The sequence below is a fragment of the Chitinophagales bacterium genome, from assembly GCA_020635995.1.
Taxonomy (GTDB): Bacteria; Bacteroidota; Bacteroidia; order Chitinophagales; family UBA8649; genus JAFMKE01.
In genome coordinates this window covers 871,922-890,121 of sequence record JACJYS010000001.1, presented here as the reverse complement: position 1 = coordinate 890,121, position 18,200 = coordinate 871,922, and the positions used below count along the sequence as shown (strand labels likewise).

Below are 18,200 nucleotides of genomic sequence, written 5' to 3'. Positions count from 1 at the left end.
ATATTTTAAGTTTCTTTTTCATAGCTGTATAATTTAGTGGTTTTATGGGTATTATTAAAAAACCAATTACCCTATGGAAACTCTATTTAAGACAACAGTAATAGTAAATTTTAAAAAAAGTAGAAAACACCTTTTTCTATTAATTATTCAATTAAGTCTATTTATATTTTATTCCCACGCCCAAGATTTTGAAATGGTAAAAAACATAAATCCTAATGGAAGTGGAAACCCGGAAAGGTTAATAAAGTACAACGGAAAAATATACTTTACTGCTGATGATGGTATAAACAAGAGACAACTTTGGGTTACAGACGGCACTGAAGCAGGAACTCAAATGCTCAAACAGATTAACCCCACAGACAATTCTCTTCTCTTTAATTTTATTGTATTTAATAACCTACTTTTTTTTACTGTAGATGATGGTATAAATGGAAGAGAGTGGTGGTACACCGATGGTACAGAAACTGGCACACAAATACTGAAAGATATAAATGCCGGAGCTCAAAGTTCTAATCCTACGCATGCTAAAATTTTTAATGGTAAAATGTATTTTGCAGCAGATGATGGTATAAATGGCAACGAACTATGGATTACAGACGGTACCACTACAGGCACTCAACTTTTTAAAGATATTAACCCCGGCAGTGGAGGCTCTGGACCTTCCAATTTTACAATATTTAATAATAAACTTGTATTTACAGCATACGAGCCCACCAATGGCACGGAAATTTGGATAAGCGATGGCACTAATGCAGGAACACAGTTTGTAACAGATATTAAACCTGGAAATAAAGGCTGTGGGTGTGCAGACTTTACAGAACTCAACAATCAACTTTTGTTTGTTGCAAATGATTACACCCATGCTGATGCCTTATGGACAACGGACGGTACTGCATCGGGCACTTATATGGTAAAAAACATTAGTATGGATCCTTACCACTATATTTATAATTTACATGAATACAATAACCGAGTTTATTTTAATGCAATAGATAGTGTACATGGTGGTGCTCTTTGGGTAACGGACGGCACAACATTAGGCACTAATTTATTTATAGATTTTTTAAATGCCCCGGGGTATTTATTCAACTTTAACAATAAAATGTTTTTTATGTATAATGATGATACCAATGGAAAGGAAATTTGGGTAAGTGATGGCACCGTAGCAGGAACCACTATTTTAAAAGATATAAACCCAACGGGATCTGCTTTTTACTTTCCTGTTTATGATGGTGGCACAGCATTTTTTGAGGCTTATAATCGTTTCTACTTTGTAGCAGACAATGGTAGCGGAGACCATTTTGAGCTGTGGAGCAGTGATGGCACTTCAGCAGGAACTATCTTGCATGATTTCCCTAAAGCTCCCGGCTATCTTTCTAGCCCATTCTCAGTATCCCGTTGGTTTATAGCTTATAAAGATGATTTATATTTCCCGGCAGATTATGACACCACAAGAAATGAACTTTGGCGTTTAAAATTAAGCACTACAAGTATTAATACTATTGAAAACAATACTCTAACTACTATTTTCCCTAATCCAACTCAACAATATTTTAAAATAAATAATGCTGACGATATAAATGAAGTAGAGCTTTGGGATATAAACGGTAAATTATTGAAAAAATGGGATAGAAAACAAGAAGAATATTATCTACCTCCGCTTCAAACTGCTGTGTATTTCTTAAAACTAAAAAATAAAGAGAAAACAGTAACGAAACTGCTTAGGATAAATTAGCAATAATGTATGACTATCCGTTATTATACCAATAATTTATGCTTTAAGGTAACATCTTGGGACGTTTAAGTAATTTGAATTACAGTTTGTGGTCTTTTACTTTTGTCTTGATACAAAAGTAACAAAAAATCAAGACTGTAATCAAAAATACTAAAATGCTATAAAACAGACGAGGACAAATTAATGTATGCTCAAGTTCAATTTCCCTAAAGTATTTTCACTTGTAGGAGCATACTAATTTGTCTGTTTATTGTTTTATAATTTCATTCATTTTGGATGTCTGTTTTACATCATTTCTTAACGTATTTTTGATTAAGGTCAGATAAAAGTGCACCTTAAGTTTTGTATGCGAAGAATAAATTAGCCGAAGACTCCAAAAAAATTAAACTATTTGAAGAACGGAATGATGAGTTTTTAGGTTTTCGTTGAAAACTTAGTAAGATTCCTTGGCTACCTTTATCTATCTGCTATTTCACTACAAAGTCAGACTAAAACCTTCATTTGTAGCTAATCTTGCGTAAGCACTATCTTTAAAATCTATAAAAAGTTTGGCGTTTATATCTGCTAATGTGTGGCAAGAAGTATTTAATACCGTTTGCCCTTTTAACTGTTCTTTTTCATTAATAGAAACAATATTAACTTCACTATCTTTTAAAACAGCAACATGATTTCTATTCAAAAAGTTAACACCATATTTATTATTTAGTGCTTTTATAAAATGAACGCTACCGTCTATACTGCATCCACTTGGAGCTTCAACACTTTCATCTACTACTAAAATCAGTATATTATTATAAAGCAAACTTCCAGTTGCTTTTAAATCTATACCATGTGCTTGCCATTTTGTTGTAAAAGCATCAATATCTTTTTGCATTTCTGCTCCTTCCGTTTCCTCTAAAATTCTATCGGCACTATATATCCACACTTTACTTTGAGGCGGAAAATTCGGAAAAAAATTATTGTAAATCATACTTAATAGTTTTTGGTCGTTGGTCTTTAGTGGACAGAGTTCCGAACTTTTAGAAAGTTCGGAACTCTAATACTATCATATCAATTTTTATATCTCACATCTATCTAATCAAAGTCCTATATCTTCTAAACCCTGTCCTTGAGCAATTAGTTCTGCTAAATCAAATACTTTTAAAGTATGCTCATTGGGGTTGTCTGTGCTAACTCCGTCTTTCATCATTGTCATACAAAATGGACAAGCTACTGCTACAATATCGGCTTTTGTTGCTTTTGCTTCTTCGGCACGCTTAGCATTAATTCTCATTTTGCCAGGTTCATTTTCTTTAAACATTTGTGCTCCTCCTGCTCCACAACACAAACCTTTGGTACGGCAACTTTTCATTTCTACTAACTCAGCATCTAAAGCTTCTAATACACTTCGTGGAGCTTCATAAATGTCATTGGCTCTGCCTAAATAACACGAATCGTGGTAGGTTATTCTTTTTCCTTTAAAACTACCACCCTCCTTCATTTTTACTTTGCCTTCATTTATTAATTGCTGTAAAAAAACACTGTGGTGTATAACTTCATATTTCCCTCCTAATTCCGGATATTCATTAGCTAAAATATTGAAACAATGTGGGCAAGTAGTTACTATTTTTTGTACTTCATAGGCATTCATTACTTCTATATTTTGCAATGCCACCATCTGAAAAGCAAATTCATTTCCTGCTCTTTTTGCAGGGTCGCCAGTACAACTTTCTTCTGTCCCCAACACCGCATAATTTATGCCTACTTCATTAAGTATTTTTATAAATGCTCTGGTTATTTTTTTAGCTCTATCGTCAAAACTACCAGCACAACCCACCCAAAATAATACATCTGGTTTTTTGCCTTCAGCCATCATAGCTGCCATTGTAGGTACATTCATCTTTTTATATATTTATTTGTTATCTTTTTTTTGTTCAAAGTTCAATTTTTGAAGTTTGAGGTTTAATGTTCAATGTTTGAAGTTTTATCATTTATGTTTTTAACTACAACATCTCACTACTCAGCCTCAATTCTCATTTGCCCAATTAAATCTATCCTGCGGACTAAACTTCCACGGTGCTCCATTGTTTTCAATATTCCCAAACATTACATTCCACTCTTCTGGCGAGTTAGATTGCTCTAAAATTAAATTTCTTCTCAACTGAATAATAATGTCTAATGGCGAAATCATAACCGGACAGGCTTCTACACACGCATTGCAAGTAGTACAGGCACGCAACTCCTCTACAGAAATTTTTTCATCGCCTATTAATCCTTTTCCGTCATCTACAAAAACGCCATTTGTTCTAATATTTAATGCCACTTCTTCTACCCTATCTCTTGTATCCATCATCACTTTACGTGGTGATAATTTTTTGCCTGTTTGAGCCGCAGGGCATTGCTCCGTACATCGCCCACACTCTGTACAAGAATATGCTGCTAATAAATTTTGCTTTTTTAAATCAAATACATCTTTAGCTCCAAATGTTGGTATTTCAGCCTCCGCTCCTTCTGCCGGAGCTGCAAATGCCGTATCGGGATTCATCATTAATTTTATCTCTTTAGTTACACTTTCCATATTATTTATATAGCCTTTTTTATGCAGGCTTGATAAATAAACATTGGGAAAAGCAAAAAGAATATGCAAGTGTTTTGAAAAAGGCAGGTAAATTATAAAACCTAATACACCAAATATGTGTCCCCACCATCCTAATTTTTCAAGTACATGCAGTGTGCCTTCAGATAAACCCGAAAGCAAGCTACCCACAAAACCGGAAAGCACAAAAGGATACGAATTGTGATGTATGGCTTGGTCTGCTCCGTTCATTAAAAATATACAAGTAACCAAAAATAGCTCTCCAAATAAAATTAAGTTAGCATCTAACTTAGGCCAGCCGTTCATTTCCGGCACTTTTACTAAGCGTGGCACTTTTAGTAAATTTCTTCTATACAAAAAGATTAGCGTAGCTAAAAATGCAAATACCGATAGAAACTCTATCATATTAATTACAAAAACATAAAGTCCTTTTAGTATAGTTATATTTTCAAAAGCATAATACAAAGTTCTATGACCGCCCGTTAATCCATCAATATAAATTTCTATTAACTCAATTTGTGTAATTACAAAAGCAGTATAAATACATAAATGCAATAATGCCGGAAATATTTCTTTAAACATTTTCTTTTGCCCAAAAGCTACAAGCATCATTCTTTTAAATCTTTCGCTGGGATTATCTATTTTATCCCAATCTTTCCCTAATTGAATGTTTTTATATATTTGGTAGTACTTTTTCCCTGCAAAGAAAAAAACAGCTATATTTACAAGTACGAATATTAATATTTGAATTAGTTTAGCTAAATCCATTTAATGAAATTTGAATGTCAAAATTATTGTATTAATGTTAGATTAGTTAATTTTAAGCATAAAATTAACCAAATTATCACTAATTTTAAATCATTCTAAATAAGCCTATTGTATGAAAATAAAATTACTCTACTTAATCAGCCTAACATTTTTAATAAATAGTTACACTTTTGCTCAATTTAAAATATCTGAAAACAACTTCCTCAATGAGAAGAAAGATACCGAATTTATTCACTTTTTTGTAAAAGGAGATATAGCTGTTTTAGATAGAAATGAAAAAAATATCCCTTTTCAAATTAAATATAAAAATAATGATATAGCGGCTATAAAAGTAGCAAAAAACAACTTGTTAGATTTCTATAATGCTTTTCCAAATCTTTCTAAAGAAATTCCCGTAGGCAAAGGCACTATTTTAATGGATACCGCACTTATTCATAATAACGTTATTCCTGCCCACAACGGACAAGCACCGCTAACACAAGCATACACAGGAAAAGATGTAGTAGTGGGCGTAATAGATGCCGGTATTTATTTTCAGCACCAAGATTTTAAAAATCCCGATGGCTCTACAAGAATTAAGTTTATTTGGGATCAAAATGTTCAAAACTCCATAAATAAACCTCAGCCTTATGATTACGGACAAGAATGGAGCTATGTAGATATTAATAACGGCACGTGCAACCATGTAGAACCTGCCAACCAATACGGGCATGGAACCACTGTGGCGGGTGCAGCGTGCGGAAACGGAACCGCCACCGGCACGCATAAAGGCGTTGCTCCCGAATCGGACATTATAGCTGTGGCTATTAGCTACGATAATTTTTTAAATAACGTGGTAGATGCTATAGATTACATTTTTAAAAAAGCAGATGCTATGGGCAAACCATGCGTTATTAACACAAGTATAGGCAGTTACTGGGGCTCTCATGACGGTTTTGATATTCCTACCCAAATGATAGATGCCCTTATAGAAGAAAAAGCAGGGCGTGCAGTAGTGGCAGCAGCAGGGAACGGCAATAATATTAATAATCAAAGTGGAAGTTATATTCCTACACATTTAAGCTATCCGCTTAGTATAGACACTAATTTTACATGGTTTAAAACCATTAGCTCCAGTGGAAAAGTTTATTTTAGTTTGTGGACAGACACCAATACTATTTCCAATTTTCATTTTGCCTTAGGAAATGATGATGCTACTGATTATCACACTATTTCAAGAACCAACTTTTTTAGCAAAGCCGATTTTGTAGGCGATTTAAACAATGGTGTTTATATTCAAAAATTTGCTTACGATACTTCCTTAAACCTTCAAGGAACTATTGAAATGTTTTTAATAAAAGACAATAATCGGTACAATTTAGAAGTACAAATAACGCCCTTAAGCACCTCCGATTTATGGCGATTTATGTGTTATGGGCAAGGTAGTTTTGATATTTGGAGTAGCCAAGCTTTTCAAGGTACTTCTAATATGATTTTTAACAATTTACCACCCAATTTTGTAGTAACAGATATAGACAACTATAAAACGCCCGACAATGAAAAATGTATAGTAAGTAGCTGGCAATGCTCAGATAAAGTTATAACCGTAGGAAATTTTGCCAACAGAGCCCATTACTATGATGTAGATACTACTTTTAGGCTAACAGGTTTAACTGCCGGAGAAATATACTACCAATCTTCAGAAGGGCCTACGCGAGATTTAAGATTAAAACCGGATATAAGCTCAACAGGAAATATAGTTTTTGCTACGGGCAATGCTAATTTTATATCCACAGCATTGGCTGTAAACCGACCAAAAGTGGCAATAGGAGCTAAACACAACTACAACGGAGGTACCAGCATGGCTTCGCCATTAGTGGCAGGAGCTGTGGCTTTGTACCTTGAAAAAAATCCTGATGCCTGGTGGTACGAAACCAAAACGGCTTTAATAGAAAGTGCCAGAAAAGATACATTTACAGGACCAAATGCCAATACCGTTTATGGAAATGGAAAATTAGACGCTTTTGAAATGCTGAAATTTGAAGCTATAACAGGCTGTACATCTCCGGGCATGTTTAATTACAACCCTAACGCCAATGTAGATGACGGCTCTTGTATGCCGTTTGTATATGGTTGCACCGATAGTACCGCTTTTAATTACAATCCAAATGCTAATACTGATGATGGAACTTGTGTGGCAAAAGTTTATGGTTGTACCGATAGTACCGCTTTCAACTATAATTCTTTAGCCAATATCAATGATGGCTCATGCGTACCCGTAGTTTATGGTTGCACCGACAGCACAGCCTATAACTACAACCCACAAGCTAATACAGATAACGGTTCTTGTATTGCCACTGCCGTATCAAATATTAAAGACAAACTTTTATTTACCTTACAACCCAATCCGGCTAATGATTTTGTAAACATTAGTAGTAGTATAGTTAATTTTGAAATAGAAATATACTCTATTTTGGGCAAAAAAGTAATGCAAAAAACAGTAAATAATCATGATGAAAGCATCAGCTTAAAAGGTTTGAGTAGTGGAATGTATTTGCTTAATTTTGTGCATGAAGGAAAAACCGTAGAAAGCAAAAAACTAATAAAGAAATAATGGATACTTTAATAATAGATAAATGGACTTTGCAACAAAAAATTGTTCGTTTGGCGTATGAAATTTTAGAAGAGCATATAGATGAAGAAGAAATATGCTTAATAGGCGTACAAAAAGGCGGTTTTCAAACGGCAGAGTTACTAAAAAAAGCCATTACCAAAATAGACAGGCATATTAAAGTAAGTGTTCATTCTTTACAAATAAATAAAGATAACCCTGCCAATACAGACCATAAATTAAGTACTTCAATAGAATATTTTAACGGCAAGCTGTGCATTATAGTAGATGATGTGGCAAACAGTGGCAGAACATTATTTTATGGTTTAAAACAATTTATAGAAATAGAACCAAGCAGTGTAAAAGTAGCGGTGTTAGTAGATAGAAAACATAAGCGTTTTCCGGTACATTGCAATTACGTAGGCACATCGCTTGCCACCACCATAAAAGAGCATATAAAAGTAGTTTTTAAAAACAAAGAAGTAGAAGCGGCTTATTTAGAATAAAGTAAAAACCAAACTATGAAATTTAATTTTGTAAAAACACTATTTATAGCCTCAATAGTAGGCTTCGTGGTAAATTCTTGTTCCGTAAACGTATATTCAATTGATAGAATAGATAACCCATTAAAATATCCAATTCAAGGCTACAATAATTTTGTTACTATATCAGATAATGACACTTTAAATATGGACACTATTTATCTTGCTGTCAAATTATTAAATGAAGTTGTCTAAAGTTTTCTCACAGCCCTTAAAGATGTATTTTATTTAACTTATTAACTATGTTTGTATTCATTATTCAAACCTATATAAAAACATGAAAGGTATCTATACTATTATTCTGCTAATTTTTTCCAATATATTTATGACCTTAGCTTGGTACGGTCATTTAAAATTGAATGAATATTCTTGGTTTGCCAAATTGGGAATAGTGGCTGTAATTTTTATTAGTTGGGGTATTGCCTTATTTGAATACTTTTTTCAAGTACCTGCCAATAAAATTGGTTTTGACGGCAATGGTGGTCCTTTTTCAATTTGGCAACTTAAAGTAATTCAAGAAGTGATTACTTTAGTTGTTTTTACTGGTTTTACTTTGTTGGTTTTTAAAAACGAAACCTTAAAAATCAATCATTTAATAGGTTTTGTGTTTTTAGTGTTGGCGGTGTTTTTTATTTTTAAAAAGTAGCGTTTTTCGTTCTAACAAAGGATGCAAAAACACCGTGGCAATGATTAAAAAAGTTCCACTATAAAACCAAATATTTAACATTTCATTTTCATGAAAGAAAAAAATTGCCAGTATCATACCATAAATGGGCTCAAGATTAATAATTAAATTGCTCATAAATGCACTCATATTTTTAAGTGCTTCCATTTCTAAAGAAAAAGCAATGTTGGTGCAAAGTACTGCCAGCAAAATCAAATAAATAATATCATTGGTTTGTGGCAAAATTTGAAAATCTACCCCAAAATAAGCTATATAAAACGGTAATAAAAGTGTAAGAAAAGCAAAGCCTCCCAGCATCTGCAAAAAAGTAATAACCATAGGGTTGTTATCTGCCACATATTTTTTATTAAACACCGAAAACAGGGCTGCAAAAAAAGCGGACACCACGCCCATTGCCATAGCCTGTATATAAGAAGACTGCCATGAAAAATGCTCATCGGGATTGGATTTAGCTATAAATGCCAAACCAATAATGATAATAATACCCAAAAACAACTCTACTTTTTTAAAAGGCGTTTTAATAATAAGTGGTTCTAACAAAGCTGCAAAAAAAGCAATAGTGCCAAAACACGCTAAAGCCAAGGACGCACTATTGCTCAACTTTATACAACCATAAAAAGTAAGCCAGTGCAATGCCACCAAACAGCCAATTAACAAAAAGCGTTTTTTTGTTTGTACGCTTGTTTGTTTAAATGCCTTAATAAAACCAGGAAACAACAAAAATATAGCCGATGCCAACCACATACGATGCCACACCAAATTAATACTGCTCAATGAAATAGCCTTGCCCAAAATGGCCGTAAAGCCAAACAAAAAAGTGGCAAGATGCATTAAAAGAATGGCTTTGCGTTGGGGGTGCATTTATTTTATATTTTTAAAATACTTGTGTCACGACTTGGAGTGGTGGCACAAGTATTTTGCACAAATTTATTGCAAATTATTATTACTTCTTTTAATTATTTCGTTTCCAAATAGCCTAAGTATTAAGGGACTCAATATCAATTCTGGTAAAACTGCCGGCAAGTATATAAACAAAAACATAATATCAATCGGTAAATGCCAAAATGCCCAAATAAAATATGAACTTATTATAGTCAATATTCTTGTCAGTATAATAACAGAAATACTTGTTAGTAGAGATTTCTTGTTCTTGTAAAGTATGAAACCTTGAAAAGTCGCTCCTAATAAAAACGTAATTGACCCTAAAAATAAAATTAGAATCAAAAGTTCAATTATTGGTATCGGTTCTTGTTCCATTACTTATCTATAGTCAAATTAACTATATAACTTTCAAGTTCTATCGTTCTTCTTCTTGTTAGGTGTAATTTTGTTTGAGCGACAAAAAGCATCCACATTGTTCCTTGCATATCATAATAAAGTTGATTTGAAAACTCAATCTCTTTGTCGCGATATTCAATCCATTCTCTTTGAGCGATTTTTAATTTATCTTTTTGTTCAGCTGTCAAGAGGGTCAATAGTTCTTGATAATTTTTATTGAGTTCTTTATCCCATTTCTCAATTGCTATAACAACGCAATCAATCATTCCTTTTGTTGTGTAATTATCACTATAGTCAAGACAGTTTTGTAGTTCAATGTCAATTAGATATTCCTTTTCAATCTGTCCAAAAGCAAGATTAAAAAAGCAAAACAATATGATGGCAAGCATTAATTTCATTTAGAAACAGTTTATTCTTTTATCTTATGTGCAACAAAAATATAAAAACTCATTTTAACGTTTCTTATATAATCATACACAAATTTACCCTTTTTATATTAAAATATAAATTATCCACAATATATCTTATCCTCGTCTTACGCCTTAAATCTAATTTCTAATAGCGAAGCGGTCTAAACATCTAAAAGCCTATAAAAACTACGCCATTTTCTTGCTGTCTTCTATAAATTTAGCCAAGCCAATATCTGTTAAAGGATGCTTAAATAAACCTTCTATACTTGACAGCGGACAAGTGGCTATATCTGCACCGGCTTCTGCACAACGCACTATGTGTAGCGGATTTCTAATAGAAGCGGCTAAAATTTCTGTAGTAAAACCGTAATTGTCGTAAATCTGTACTATTTGTTCTATCAACTGCACGCCATCCCAGTTGCTGTCGTCTATTCTGCCTATAAAAGGGCTAACCATAGCAGCTCCTGCTTTGGCCGCCAACAATGCCTGCCCGGCAGAAAAAACTAAGGTGCAGTTTGTTTTTATGCCTTTATCCGTAAAGTATTTAATGGCTTTAATACCGTCTTTTATCATCGGAATTTTTACTACTATATTTTTATGCAATTTTGCCAAGGCTTCACCTTCTTTTACCATACCCTCAAAATCGGTACTCAATACTTCGGCACTAACTGGTCCATCTACAATTTTGCAAATATCTACATAATGCTGCAATACGGCTTTTTCGCCCTTTATGCCTTCTTTAGCCATTAATGAGGGATTGGTGGTAACGCCATCTAATATGCCTAAAGCTTCGGCTTCTTTAATTTGTGAAAGACTTGCTGTATCTATAAAAAATTTCATGGTAAAATGTTTGTTTGCACAAAACTAAAAGAAAGCATTTGATTTAAAGAAAAAAGTAATTAACAAGATGTTTATTAGAGGAATAGATATTGAGAGATTATACAGTTAGACTACTCGTGGCACTACTTGGAGTTCCCCTGTACTCGTACTCGTGGCACGACTTGGAGTCGTGCCACGAGTGTAAGGAATAAAACAAAAAAGTCCCGATTGTGTCGGGACTTTTTCTGTTGAATAGTAAAATTATATGTTTATTACGCTTTTTTAACGTTTACTGCATTTAATCCTTTACGACCTTCCTGCAAGTCGTACGTTACTTTGTCGTCTTGCTCTACTTTGTCTACTAATCCTGAAACGTGCACAAAATATTCTTGCCCGTTTTCATCATCTTTAATAAAACCAAAACCTTTGGTTGCATTAAAGAACTTTACTGTTCCTGTACTCATAATACTTTAAAATTGTTTATTTAATTGTTGCAAATGTAAGCTAAAATTTGGAATACATATAATTATTGGCATTAATTCGTAAAAAAGAATTGATTTTACAATGAAAATATGCTAACAAATCTCCTTACATCAAGTAATAAATTCAAAATAATTGTCCTTATTTATTACTTCAAAAGTGGCATCATATTTCTTTTTAAATGTAGCAGGAAATTTTACTTTCTTTTTGCTACTCCACTTAAACTCATACGCTGTTAGTTTACCGCCTTTTTCTTCTATCCAATCTATTTCTTGCTGCTGGGTGGTTCGCCAAAAATAGGTATTTGTATATTTTTGATGATAATGCAAATATTTTAATCTTTCCGTAATTAAAAAGTTCTCCCACAATGCTCCTTTATCTGCTCTTAAATCAAGCCGATTAAAATTAGAAATAATAGTATTTCTTATACCATTATCATAAAAATATATTTTTCTATTTGTTTTTATTTCGTTTCTAATATTTCTGCTAAAAGGGTTTACTCTAAAAACAATATAGGCTTTTTCTAATATATCTATATAACTACTAACCGTTTCTTTGTTAATTCCAAGTAACTGTGCCAGCTCATTATAAGATACTTCGCTACCCATTTGTAGTGCCAAAGCTTGGGTTAATTTTTGTAACACATCTGTCTTTTTTATACCCGATAAAGCCAATATATCTTTATATAAATAGCTGTTTACCAAATTGTGCAGTACTTCTTCTTCCTGCCCTTCATAATTAAGTACATCTGGATACATTCCATATATTAACCGTGTTTCTATCTGCTGGTTTGCTTTTAAAAACCCCACGTAGCTCTGCCATTCTTCCCACGATATAGGAAACAAATTATACTCCCATTTTCTGCCCGTTAAAGGCTCATTTATCTGATTATTCAATTCAAAAGCAGATGAACCACTCAGTATTAATTGTACATCTTTAAACTGATCTGTTATTATTTTAGCCGTTATTCCTATATTGCTTATTCTCTGGGCTTCATCTATAAAAACCACTTTATTTTGTGCTATTAATCTTTTAAGTACTGCCGTTTTAGGCTTTTCCAGTTGCTCTCTCACATTAAAATCATCTCCATCTAAAAATAATACTTCTGTATAATTTTTAAGTAACTTCTGTACCAAAGTAGATTTTCCTGTTTGCCTTGGACCTACCAATACCAGTGCTTTACCCTTAAAAAACTGATTTTTAAGCTTTTTTTCTATCACTCTTCCTACATCCATTAAAGACAAAGATAATGAAATTAGCTAAAAAACATAATTTTTAGCTAATTAAACAGCCAAAAAACATAATTTTTGGCTAATTAAACAGCCAAATATTATAACTTTTGGCTGTTGATAGTTAAAGAGTGATATTTTTGAGTAGCATAGCTTAATACTGTAATTTTGTGTAAAAGAAGCTAAAACAATGCAAAACTACCTCATAAAAAATGCTCAAATTATTAACGAAGACAAAATATTTCAAGCTGATGTTTTAATTAAAAATCATCGGATAGAAAAAATAGCTTCGCAAATTGAAAACAGCAGCAATGCTGTAGAAATAAATGCAGAAGGAAAATATTTAATACCCGGAGTAATAGATGACCAAGTACATTTTAGGGAACCCGGCTTAACTCATAAAGCAGAAATTTATACTGAAGCTAAAGCTGCTGTAGCTGGTGGCACTACTTCTTTTATGGAAATGCCCAACACTAAACCCACCACTACTACTCAAGCAGAATTAGCCAAAAAATATGCCCGTGCTAATGAAGTTTCGCTGGCTAATTATTCATTTTTTATGGGCGGAGCTAACGATAATTACGAAGAAGTGATGAAAACCGATTTAAGTCAAGTGTGTGGTTTAAAATTATTTATGGGAAGTAGCACAGGAAATATGCTGGTAGATGATGACAATACTTTAACGCAGTATTTTAAAAATTTCCCTGGTTTAATAGCTACCCACTGCGAAGATGAACACACTGTGAAAGCTAATGAATCTATAGCTAAAGAAAAATATGGTGAGTTAGTACCATTTTATATGCATCCTATAATTAGAAGTGTAGAAGCCTGTTATTTATCTTCGTCTAAAGCTGTAGCCTTGGCTAAAAAATACAATACCCGCTTGCATATTTTACACATTTCTACCGCTAAAGAACTTGAATTATTTACTAATAAAATTCCTTTAAAAGAAAAACAAATAACATCGGAAGTATGTGTGCACCATTTATGGTTTGATAGCGAAGATTACTACATATTTGGTAGCCGAATAAAATGTAATCCTGCTATTAAATTAAAAACTAATCGCTTAGCTTTATTTGATGCTTTGCTTGATGATAGACTGGACATTATTGCTACCGACCACGCTCCACATACTTTAGAAGAAAAACGCAACAGCTATTTTAAAGCTCCTTCGGGTTTGCCATTGGTACAGCACAGTTTAAATATGATGCTTGATTTTCATCAAAGAGGGAAAATAAGCTTAGAAAAAGTAGTAGAAAAAATGTGCCACGCTCCTGCTGAATGTTTCAATATAAAAGAAAGAGGTTATGTAAGAGAAGGCTATTTTGCCGACCTTGTACTCGTTGACTTAACAAACAAAAATTACATAAATAAAGACAACATATACTACAAGTGTGGCTGGAGTCCACTGGAAGGCAATATTTTTAGAAACACAGTAACCCACACTTTTGTAAACGGACATTTAGCTTATGCCAATGGAGAATTTAATGAAAGTATAAAAGGACAAAGGTTGTTGTTTGATAGAAAATATTGTTATTAATGATTGCACATAGCATATATTATTAAGGAAAGAATAACAAATCAAAAAATTGTACCTTTGAAAAATGGAATACTGGGAAGAAATTAACAAAAAGCTAGAACCTTGGGTTGATACGGATTTCAATAAAACAGTAGTTGATCTTTTTGCAGGGTGTGGTGGACTTTCCCTTGGGTTTGAAGCGAATGGATTTAAAACTATTGGCTATGAAATGGACGAACAGGCAACAAATACTTATAATAAAAACTTAATTGGTAATTGTTTTAACGAAAAACTAAGCGTTGAATCAAAATACCCTAAAGCAGATATAGTTATTGGCGGACCACCTTGCCAGCCATTTAGTGTAGGAGGTAAACAACTTGGTCTAAAAGATTCAAGAGATGGATTTCCGATTTTCTTATCTGCAATTAAACAACTTAATCCGGAGATACTACTATTTGAAAATGTTAGAGGAATGCTATACAAAAACAAGTGGTATTTAAAGGAAGTAATTGAAGAACTTGAACATTCGGGTTATTATATTAACTATGCACTCTTAAATGCCGTAAATTTTGAAGTGCCACAGAATAGAGAACGAGTTATTGTAATTGGGGCAAAGAAAAAAATAAATTTACCAAAAAAAATAAAGCGGAAAATAACAGCAGGACAAGCTCTTGGAAAACTTGCGTTACAGTATAATGAAGATTCAAAATTTTTTACTGAATCTATGGACAGATACGTTGCAAACTATGAAAAAGCCTCAAAATGTATTAATCCAAGAGATTTGTATTTAGACAAACCGGCAAGAACTTTAACTTGTAGAAATTTAGCCGGAGCTACGGGAGATATGCACCGAGTTAAATTAAAAGACGGAAGAAGAAGAAGAATAACAGTACGAGAAGCTGCAAGACTTCAAAGTTTTCCCGATTGGTTTAAATTCTCGGGTACAGAAACAAACCAATTCAATCAAATAGGAAACGCAGTAGCACCATATTTTGCTTACCATTTGGCTTTAAACATAAAGAATTATCTACAGGGTAAAGTTACTAATGAATATAACTTTGCTGAAAATGAACAATTAACACTTTTTCAAAATGAAGCAATATATCCATCCCGATAAATTAAAAACCTTTAACGAAAAAACACAACAAGTTCAGGAGCTAATTAATACTACACTTTATATTCTTGATGCTTTTGGAATCCCTTTAAACACAACACCAAGACGTTTAGAAAGAATGGCAATCGCTTTTCTTGCATGTGGCGATATTAAGAAAATTTCCGACTTTAAGAAAACGAAAGATTTAAACGATGGATATGCTCTAAAAACACGGGATATAATAGTATTTGTGAATAGTAATTTTGGAGAAAATATAAGTTCTGGTTCGTATGATGACATACGCAGAAAAGATTTGAAATTACTTACAGTTGCGGAAATTGTTGTGCAATCAAGTCCAAATTCTGCCACCAATGATTCTACAAGAGGTTATTCCATAAATCCAATTTATGCCGAAATAATTAGAAATTTTGGCTCAAAAGATTGGGATAAAATAGTTGCTAAAAAATTAAAAGATATAGAGCCATTAAGTAAAAAACTTAAAAGAGAAAGAAAGATAACAAAAGTAGATGCAATTCTTCCTGCCGGTAATACATTAACTTTTTCGGCAGGAGAACACAACGAACTACAAAAAGCAATAATTGAAGATTTTTTACCAAGATTTGGATACAGTGCAGAAGTACTTTATGTAGGAGATACTTCTGATAAATATCTTTATTTAGAAAAACAAAAACTTGAAGAGTTAAATTTCTTTGAAATATCACATGAAGAATTGCCGGATATAATAGCCTACTCAAAAGAGAAAAATTGGCTTTATCTTATTGAAGCAGTTCATTCTTCAGGCCCGATAAGTGAATTAAGATTAATTCAGCTTCAAAAATTAACTAAAGATTGTAAAGCAGATATAGTGTACATCACTGCATTTTTAAATCGCCAAAAATTCAGACAATTTATAGCTGACATCGCTTGGGAAACAGAAGTTTGGATTGCAGATAATCCTGACCACTTAGTACATTTTAACGGAGATAAATTTTTAGGTCCTTATACTCAAAATAAAAAATAATAGATGCAATATTTCTATCCGTTAAATATAAAAGACAAACACTTCCCTAAACAATTATCCTACACACCACATAATCCCCCCAATTCCTCCCATTTCAATTACTTTCCTTATTTTTGAGCAGTACAAAAATTAGCATAGTGCTTTAATGAATTTTCCACTTTTCATAGTTAAAAAAATAGCAGGCAATAAACAGCAGTCTTTTTCAAGGTTTATTCTTAAAATTTCTGTAGCTGCCGTAGCATTAAGTACTGCCGTTATGATTATTTCTACCGCTTTAATTAGTGGTTTTCAGCAAACTATAAGTAATAAAGTATTCAATTTTTGGGCTCATATTATTGTTACGCCCTATGAAGCTTCGGAGAGTTTAGACAAAGTACCCATAAGTACCAATAATAATTTATACCTACACCCCGAAGATTATAAAGGCGTGGCTCATGTGCAATCCGTAGCACTTAAAGGTGGCATTATACACGCACAAGAAGATTTTGAAGGCATTATACTTAAAGGCATTGCTCCCGATTTTAAAAAAGAATCTGTAGTAAATAATATTATAGACGGACAACTTTTTGACATTACAGGTAAAAAAGACAATTATCAAATATTAATTTCTGAAATAACTGCCAATAGATTAAAACTAAAAGTAGGCGATGAAGTGCTTATTAGCTTTTTAGAAGATGATGCCAAAGTGCGTAAACGAAAATTTCAAATTTCGGGTATTTATAGTTCCGGCATTCAAGAGTTTGACCAGCAATATGCGTGGATAGACATAGGCGTAATACAAAACTTAAACGGCTGGAAAAATGATGAAGTAGGTGGATTTGAAGTTTTTGTAGATGACAAAAATTTGTTTGAAAATAAAATAGTTGTTTATGGTAAAAAACTAATAGCTCCTTTTTTATCGGAAGACAAAAGACACGAACTATTAAAAGACCCTTTAGACAAAATTGGAGATGATTTATTTTACTCTATAGACCAAAATTTATACGCCCAAACTATTAAAGAATTTAAACCCGATATTTTTAATTGGCTGGCACTACAAAACACTAATGAAATAGTAATATTAATAGTAATGCTATTGGTAGCAGCCGTTAATATGATAACTTCTTTACTTATTTTAATACTTGACCGCACCCATATGGTAGGTATTTTAAAAGCCTTGGGAAGCAATAAAAAACAATTACAAAATATCTTTATTTGGAATGGCATTTTCATTTTGGGTTTAGGATTGCTTATTGGCAATATTGCCGGCATAGGATTATGTTATTTGCAAGATATAACACACTTTGTTAAACTGCCTCAAGATTCTTATTATATAGATTATGCTCCCGTTAAAATAGAATGGACATGGCTACTTTTTTTAAACATTTTTACTTTACTTATTGGGGCATTATTTTTGCTATTACCTTCAAGGTTGGTTAATAATATTGACCCTATTAAATCTATAAAATTCAACTAA

General features: G+C 32.8%; 16 protein-coding genes. 8 read left to right on the top strand and 8 right to left on the bottom strand.

Annotation, left to right across the window (positions count from 1 at the left end; genetic code table 11):
- Positions 1-73 precede the first annotated feature (73 nt).
- Entirely contained in the window at positions 74-1,735 is a 1,662-nt protein-coding gene (locus H6578_03830; protein MCB9226293.1) for a T9SS type A sorting domain-containing protein, read from the top strand.
- 475 nt (positions 1,736-2,210) lie between these two features.
- Here the strand turns inward: H6578_03830 and H6578_03825 are convergent, their stop codons facing one another.
- From H6578_03825 to H6578_03815, 3 genes are all read right to left on the bottom strand, one after another.
- On the bottom strand, positions 2,211-2,705 hold the full coding sequence (locus tag H6578_03825; GenBank protein MCB9226292.1) for a hypothetical protein: 495 nt from the start codon (positions 2,703-2,705) through the stop codon (positions 2,211-2,213).
- Positions 2,706-2,813: 108 nt separating this feature from the next.
- Positions 2,814-3,614 (bottom strand): (Fe-S)-binding protein, encoded by an 801-nt coding sequence (locus H6578_03820; GenBank protein MCB9226291.1) that lies wholly within the window; start codon positions 3,612-3,614, stop codon positions 2,814-2,816.
- 126 nt (positions 3,615-3,740) lie between these two features.
- Entirely contained in the window at positions 3,741-5,078 is a 1,338-nt protein-coding gene (locus H6578_03815) for a (Fe-S)-binding protein (GenBank protein ID MCB9226290.1), read from the bottom strand.
- Between the two features lie 112 nt (positions 5,079-5,190).
- Between H6578_03815 and H6578_03810 the strand changes: the two genes are divergently transcribed.
- From H6578_03810 to H6578_03800, 3 genes are all read left to right on the top strand, one after another.
- Entirely contained in the window at positions 5,191-7,671 is a 2,481-nt protein-coding gene (locus H6578_03810) for a S8 family peptidase (protein ID MCB9226289.1), read from the top strand.
- The gene (locus H6578_03805; GenBank protein MCB9226288.1) at positions 7,671-8,174 is read left to right on the top strand and encodes a phosphoribosyltransferase; all 504 of its coding nucleotides are present in this window, start codon (positions 7,671-7,673) and stop codon (positions 8,172-8,174) included. Before H6578_03810 ends, H6578_03805 begins: the two co-directional genes overlap by 1 nt.
- A gap of 313 nt (positions 8,175-8,487) precedes the next feature.
- The gene (locus H6578_03800; GenBank protein ID MCB9226287.1) at positions 8,488-8,856 is read left to right on the top strand and encodes a DMT family protein; all 369 of its coding nucleotides are present in this window, start codon (positions 8,488-8,490) and stop codon (positions 8,854-8,856) included.
- On the opposite strand, the gene H6578_03795 is transcribed toward H6578_03800, so the two are convergent.
- The 5 genes from H6578_03795 to H6578_03775 all read right to left on the bottom strand — a co-directional run bounded on the left by H6578_03795 (position 8,821) and on the right by H6578_03775 (position 13,117).
- A complete protein-coding gene (locus H6578_03795) occupies positions 8,821-9,756 on the bottom strand; it encodes a DMT family transporter (protein ID MCB9226286.1) in 936 nt (311 codons plus the stop codon). The two genes, H6578_03800 and H6578_03795, sit on opposite strands and share 36 nt — an antisense overlap.
- 395 nt (positions 9,757-10,151) lie before the next feature.
- The gene (locus H6578_03790) at positions 10,152-10,571 is read right to left on the bottom strand and encodes a DUF1311 domain-containing protein (protein ID MCB9226285.1); all 420 of its coding nucleotides are present in this window, start codon (positions 10,569-10,571) and stop codon (positions 10,152-10,154) included.
- Between the two features lie 198 nt (positions 10,572-10,769).
- Positions 10,770-11,423 carry a fructose-6-phosphate aldolase gene (fsa, locus tag H6578_03785; protein ID MCB9226284.1) on the bottom strand — a complete coding sequence of 218 codons (654 nt, stop codon included), beginning with the start codon at positions 11,421-11,423 and terminating at the stop codon, positions 10,770-10,772.
- 251 nt (positions 11,424-11,674) lie between these two features.
- A complete protein-coding gene (locus tag H6578_03780; protein ID MCB9226283.1) occupies positions 11,675-11,866 on the bottom strand; it encodes a cold shock domain-containing protein in 192 nt (63 codons plus the stop codon).
- Positions 11,867-11,995: 129 nt separating this feature from the next.
- Positions 11,996-13,117 (bottom strand): ATP-binding protein, encoded by a 1,122-nt coding sequence (locus H6578_03775; GenBank protein ID MCB9226282.1) that lies wholly within the window; start codon positions 13,115-13,117, stop codon positions 11,996-11,998.
- A 184-nt stretch (positions 13,118-13,301) separates the two neighbouring features.
- Between H6578_03775 and H6578_03770 the strand changes: the two genes are divergently transcribed.
- The 4 genes from H6578_03770 to H6578_03755 all read left to right on the top strand — a co-directional run bounded on the left by H6578_03770 (position 13,302) and on the right by H6578_03755 (position 18,200).
- Entirely contained in the window at positions 13,302-14,651 is a 1,350-nt protein-coding gene (locus tag H6578_03770; protein ID MCB9226281.1) for a dihydroorotase, read from the top strand.
- A gap of 64 nt (positions 14,652-14,715) precedes the next feature.
- On the top strand, positions 14,716-15,747 hold the full coding sequence (locus H6578_03765; GenBank protein MCB9226280.1) for a DNA cytosine methyltransferase: 1,032 nt from the start codon (positions 14,716-14,718) through the stop codon (positions 15,745-15,747).
- The gene (locus H6578_03760) at positions 15,722-16,744 is read left to right on the top strand and encodes a restriction endonuclease (GenBank protein MCB9226279.1); all 1,023 of its coding nucleotides are present in this window, start codon (positions 15,722-15,724) and stop codon (positions 16,742-16,744) included. The genes H6578_03765 and H6578_03760 overlap by 26 nt, the downstream gene beginning before the upstream one ends.
- A gap of 145 nt (positions 16,745-16,889) precedes the next feature.
- Positions 16,890-18,200, top strand: a complete 1,311-nt coding sequence (locus tag H6578_03755) for an ABC transporter permease (GenBank protein ID MCB9226278.1) — start codon at positions 16,890-16,892, stop codon at positions 18,198-18,200.

Coding starts and splice junctions, on each gene's coding strand:
- H6578_03830 (MCB9226293.1), top strand. CDS start 74: ATGGAAACTCTATTTAAGACAACAGTAATAGTAAATTTTAAAAAAAGT.
- H6578_03825 (MCB9226292.1), bottom strand. CDS start 2,705: ATGATTTACAATAATTTTTTTCCGAATTTTCCGCCTCAAAGTAAAGTG.
- H6578_03820 (MCB9226291.1), bottom strand. CDS start 3,614: ATGAATGTACCTACAATGGCAGCTATGATGGCTGAAGGCAAAAAACCA.
- H6578_03815 (MCB9226290.1), bottom strand. CDS start 5,078: ATGGATTTAGCTAAACTAATTCAAATATTAATATTCGTACTTGTAAAT.
- H6578_03810 (MCB9226289.1), top strand. CDS start 5,191: ATGAAAATAAAATTACTCTACTTAATCAGCCTAACATTTTTAATAAAT.
- H6578_03805 (MCB9226288.1), top strand. CDS start 7,671: ATGGATACTTTAATAATAGATAAATGGACTTTGCAACAAAAAATTGTT.
- H6578_03800 (MCB9226287.1), top strand. CDS start 8,488: ATGAAAGGTATCTATACTATTATTCTGCTAATTTTTTCCAATATATTT.
- H6578_03795 (MCB9226286.1), bottom strand. CDS start 9,756: ATGCACCCCCAACGCAAAGCCATTCTTTTAATGCATCTTGCCACTTTT.
- H6578_03790 (MCB9226285.1), bottom strand. CDS start 10,571: ATGAAATTAATGCTTGCCATCATATTGTTTTGCTTTTTTAATCTTGCT.
- fsa (MCB9226284.1), bottom strand. CDS start 11,423: ATGAAATTTTTTATAGATACAGCAAGTCTTTCACAAATTAAAGAAGCC.
- H6578_03780 (MCB9226283.1), bottom strand. CDS start 11,866: ATGAGTACAGGAACAGTAAAGTTCTTTAATGCAACCAAAGGTTTTGGT.
- H6578_03775 (MCB9226282.1), bottom strand. CDS start 13,117: ATGGATGTAGGAAGAGTGATAGAAAAAAAGCTTAAAAATCAGTTTTTT.
- H6578_03770 (MCB9226281.1), top strand. CDS start 13,302: ATGCAAAACTACCTCATAAAAAATGCTCAAATTATTAACGAAGACAAA.
- H6578_03765 (MCB9226280.1), top strand. CDS start 14,716: ATGGAATACTGGGAAGAAATTAACAAAAAGCTAGAACCTTGGGTTGAT.
- H6578_03760 (MCB9226279.1), top strand. CDS start 15,722: ATGAAGCAATATATCCATCCCGATAAATTAAAAACCTTTAACGAAAAA.
- H6578_03755 (MCB9226278.1), top strand. CDS start 16,890: ATGAATTTTCCACTTTTCATAGTTAAAAAAATAGCAGGCAATAAACAG.